This is a genomic window from Polaromonas sp. (assembly GCF_030682935.1).
Taxonomy (GTDB): domain Bacteria; phylum Pseudomonadota; class Gammaproteobacteria; order Burkholderiales; family Burkholderiaceae_C; genus Polaromonas.
The window spans coordinates 1-4,455 of sequence record NZ_JAUXNA010000015.1 but is presented as its reverse complement, the minus strand read 5'-3'; the positions used below and the strand labels follow the sequence as shown (position 1 = coordinate 4,455).

General features: G+C 61.7%; 3 protein-coding genes. 1 reads left to right on the top strand and 2 read right to left on the bottom strand.

Annotated features, from left to right (window positions below; all coding sequences use genetic code 11):
• Both Q8K05_RS00625 and map read right to left on the bottom strand, forming a co-directional pair.
• Positions 1 to 801 (bottom strand): DUF294 nucleotidyltransferase-like domain-containing protein (locus tag Q8K05_RS00625; protein ID WP_305244621.1); only part of this gene is annotated, 801 nt, incomplete at its 3' end.
• A 79-nt stretch (positions 802 to 880) separates the two neighbouring features.
• Entirely contained in the window at positions 881 to 1,720 is an 840-nt protein-coding gene (gene map / locus Q8K05_RS00620) for a type I methionyl aminopeptidase (protein ID WP_305244620.1), read from the bottom strand.
• A 271-nt stretch (positions 1,721 to 1,991) separates the two neighbouring features.
• On the opposite strand from map, the gene purL reads away from it, so the two are divergent.
• On the top strand, positions 1,992 to 4,455 hold a 2,464-nt coding region (purL, locus tag Q8K05_RS00615), incomplete at its 3' end, for a phosphoribosylformylglycinamidine synthase (protein WP_305244619.1).

Sequence of the window (4,455 nt, the reverse complement as noted above, 5' to 3'; positions counted from 1 at the left end):
TTGCAGGTCAAACACCAGCCGGTCTTCGCGGCGCCCGGCAATGATGTGCAGGCGTGCCCGAATCAGGCTCAGCAAGGCCTCATTGGCCTTGATCTGCCGCACTTCAAAGGGCGTCGCCAGGCCGCCTCTGGCCAGATCGTCCCACGACTTGCCCAGACCGGCGGCGCGCGCTACCCACAGCACCACCTGCAGGTCGCGTAGGCCGCCCGGCGATTCCTTGCAGTTGGGCTCCAGCGCGTAGGGCGTGTTTTCAAACTTGTTGTGGCGCTGGCGCAGTTCCAGTGTTTTAGCCACATAAAAAGCCTGCGGGTCCAGTACCGCATCGAGCTGCTGCTGCAAGCTCACGAAGTTGTGCTTCGAGCCCGCAATCAGCCGGGCCTCCAGCAGGGAAGTCTGCACCGTGACGTCTTTGGCGGCCTCTTCCACACAGTGCGCTGTTGTGCGCACGCTGGAGCCGATCTCCAGGCCGCTGTCCCAGCAATGACCGATGAAGCTTTCCACTTTGGCCTTGAGGGCCGGATCGCCCTCGGCATTGGCATCGTCCGGCAGCAACAGCAGCACATCCACATCCGAATGGGGAAACAACTCGCCCCGGCCATAACCGCCGACGGCGACCAGGCAAGCGCTCGCCGGAAAGCCGGCATGCTGCCACAGCAGTTGCAAGGTGGCGTCGGTGTGCCTGGACAGCTTTTTCAACACACCATGAATGCCGCGATAAGAGGCGCCACTGCTTGCCAGCGACGCCAGCAGTGCGGTTTTTCCCGCCCGGTATTGCTCGCGCACCTGAGGCAGATCAAGCATGCGTGGGCAAACAGTGGGCAAGGGTGAAGCGGACAAAATGGGACATTGAAAGTGCGCAGATCAACCCTGAGCGCCTGAATCAGCCGCTGACAGCGGCCAGTTGTGGGTTGTTTTGTGGCACAAATGCCGGTATCGGCGGGCTGCCCGCAGACAGTGTCAGCACCTCGTAGCCGATTTCAGTGACCAGAACCACATGCTCCCACTGGGCTGAGAGCGAGTGGTCGCGCGTCACGATGCTCCAGCCGTCTTTTTCAGGGCCGTCCTTGATGTCGCGCTTGCCGATGTTGATCATGGGCTCGATCGTGAAGGTCATGCCGGGCTTGAGTTCTTCCTGCGTGCCGGGCCGGCCATAGTGCATCACCTGGGGCTCTTCATGAAAGCGGCGGCCAATGCCATGACCGCAAAATTCGCGCACCACCGAATAGCCCTGTTTTTCTGTAAAAGTCTGGATGGCAAAACCAATATCACCGAGTCGCACCCCCGGCTTGACGCGCATGATGCCCTGCCACATGGCTTCGTAAGTGACCTGGCACAGGCGCTTGGCCGCAATCGAGACTTCGCCCACCAGGAACATGCGGCTGCTGTCGCCGTGCCAGCCGTCCTTGATGCCGGTCACGTCAAGGTTGACGATGTCGCCTTTTTTAAGCGGCTTGTCGTTGGGAATGCCGTGGCACACCTGGTGATTGACCGAGGCGCACAGCGATTTGGGGTAGGGCGCATAGTTGGGCGGCCCATATCCCAGCGTCGCCGGAATCGTTCCCTGAACCTGGGTCATGTAGTCGTGGGCCAACTGGTTGATTTCGTTGGTGGTCACGCCGGGTTTGACGAAAGGGGTCAGGTAGTCCAGCAACTCACCAGCGAGCCTGCCGGCCACGCGCATGCCTTCAATTTCTGCTGCATCTTTGTAAGTAATACTCATGGCGTAATTATCCCACCGGACTATTTTGGATGCATTTCAACGCGCTTAAAAGGGGTTTTTTTGCCGGTTTTTTGGGCGCGCGCAATCAAAGTGAGGTGGTTTGGAGTGCGTCGCTGAGGCGCTGATAAAATTGCAGCTTCATGCGCAGCTTGCAGGCCTCTGACAAATCTTTGCCAAACCGGTGTCATGCGGGCGACGTCAAGGTCCCCCCAACAGCTTGCCGGCTGCCTCTTCCCATACTCCACCACAAGGCCACCAGGCCACTACTACCGTGACCCTGCACCTGACGACTTTTGAGGGCGAAGCCCACGGCATCAGCGCCCTGAGCGACTTCCGCGTCCAGCAACTTCTTCCCCGCCTGCAAGGCATCCACGACAAGATCGTGGGCGTCAGCGCCCGGTTTGTGCATCTGGTGGCGACCGAGGCGGTGCCTGCGGATTCGCTCAAAAATCAACTGGCGGCCTTGCTGACCTATGGCGACCCGTGCCCTGTGGCGGCCAGTGACGCCTTGCTGTTCATCGTGTCGCCACGTTTTGGCACGGTGTCACCCTGGGCGTCGAAAGCCACCGACATCGCGCACAACTGCGGCTTGGCCGTCAAGCGCATCGAGCGCATCACCGAATACCACCTGACCCTCAAATCGGGATTTTTCAGCAAAACAGCCCTGAGCGATGCCCAGCACGCGCAGGTTGCGGCGCTGCTGCACGACCGCATGACTGAAAGCGTGGTGTTCGACCGCGCGCAGGCGGCAGCAGGCCTTTTCACGGAACTGCACGGCGCGCCGCTGCAAAGCATTGATGTGCTGGCGGGCGGCAAGGCGGCTTTGGAGCGCGCCAACACCGAATTCGGCCTGGCGCTGGCCGCCGACGAGATCGATTACCTGGTCAACGCCTTCACGCAGCTGAAGCGCAACCCGACCGACGTCGAGCTGATGATGTTTGCGCAGGCCAACAGCGAGCATTGCCGCCACAAAATTTTCAACGCCGAGTTCACGATTGACGGCGTGCCGCAGGAAAAAAGCCTGTTCGGCATGATTCGCAACACCGAGCAACTGAACCCACAGCACACGGTGGTGGCGTATTCAGACAATGCCTCGGTCATGGAAGGCGCTCCCATTCAGGTATTTTATGCAAAATCGGACTCTAGCCCAGAAGGGGCGGGTCAAAGCAGCTATCAAAGCTATAGCGCTACCGACGACGTGCTGACCCATGTGCTGATGAAGGTCGAAACCCACAACCATCCCACGGCGATCTCCCCGTTCCCCGGCGCATCGACCGGCGCCGGCGGTGAAATTCGCGACGAAGGCGCGACCGGGCGCGGCTCCAAACCCAAAGCAGGGCTGGCCGGCTTCACGGTTTCAAAACTGTTTGACGGCGATTACGGCAAGCCCGGCCACATCGCCAGCCCGCTGCAGATCATGACGGAAGGCCCGCTCGGCGGCGCCGCCTTCAACAACGAGTTCGGCCGGCCCAACCTGGCGGGCTATTTCCGCGAATACGAGCAAACCGTGAATGGCCAGCGCTGGGGCTACCACAAGCCCATCATGATTGCCGGCGGCGTTGGCACGATTGACGCTGAACTGACCCACAAAATCCTGTTTCCGGCCGGCACGCTCTTGATCCAGCTCGGCGGCCCCGGCATGCGCATCGGCATGGGCGGCAGCGCGGCCAGTTCCATGGCCTCGGGCGCCAACGCGGCCCAGCTCGACTTTGATTCGGTGCAGCGCGGCAACCCTGAAATCGAGCGGCGCGCCCAGGAAGTGATCAACCGGTGCGCCCAGCTGGGCCTGGCCAATCCGATCCTGGCGATTCACGACGTCGGCGCTGGCGGCTTGTCCAATGCCTTCCCTGAACTCGTCAACGACGCTGGTCGCGGCGCCCGCTTTGACCTGCGCGCCGTCAAGCTCGAAGAAAGCGGCCTGTCGCCCAAGGAAATCTGGAGCAACGAAAGCCAGGAACGCTATGTGATGGCGATTGCCCCCGAGTCACTGCCGCAATTTGAAGCGTTTTGCGAACGCGAGCGCTGCCCGTTTGCCGTGATTGGCGTGGCAACGGAGGAACGCCAGCTCGTGCTGTCGGATGACGATAAGCCCGCTCCAGTCGATATGCCGATGAACGTGCTGCTGGGCAAACCGCCCAAGATGCACCGCGACGTTAAAACCGTGGCGCAGGCCATCCAGCCGATGGACCTGACCGGCGTGGACCTGCAAGCCAGCGCGATTGGGGTGCTGAGCCACCCGACGGTGGCCTCCAAGCGCTTCCTGATCACCATTGGCGACCGCACCGTGGGCGGCATGACGCACCGCGACCAGATGGTTGGCCCGTGGCAGGTGCCGGTGGCCGACTGCGCGGTGACGCTGGCCGACTACCAGGGCTTTGGCGGAGAAGCCATGAGCATGGGCGAGCGCACGCCGCTGGCCGCCGTCAATGCCGCTGCATCGGGCCGCATGGCGGTGGCCGAAGCCATCACCAATTTGCTGGCAGCACCCATCGAGTTGCCGCGCGTGAAACTCTCGGCCAACTGGATGGCTGCCTGCGGCGAGCCGGGCCAGGACGCGGCCTTGTACGAGACCGTCAAGGCGGTCGGCATGGAACTGTGCCCCGCGCTGGGCGTGTCGATCCCGGTTGGCAAGGATTCGCTGTCGATGCGCACGGTCTGGAATGACGATGGCCAAGCCAAAAAAGTCACCTCGCCGGTGTCGCTGATCGTCAGCGCGTTTGCAACATTGCCCAATG

Bases quoted from the DNA above. Each gene is read 5' to 3' on its own strand.
- map (WP_305244620.1), bottom strand. From the start codon at position 1,720: ATGAGTATTACTTACAAAGATGCAGCAGAAATTGAAGGCATGCGCGTG.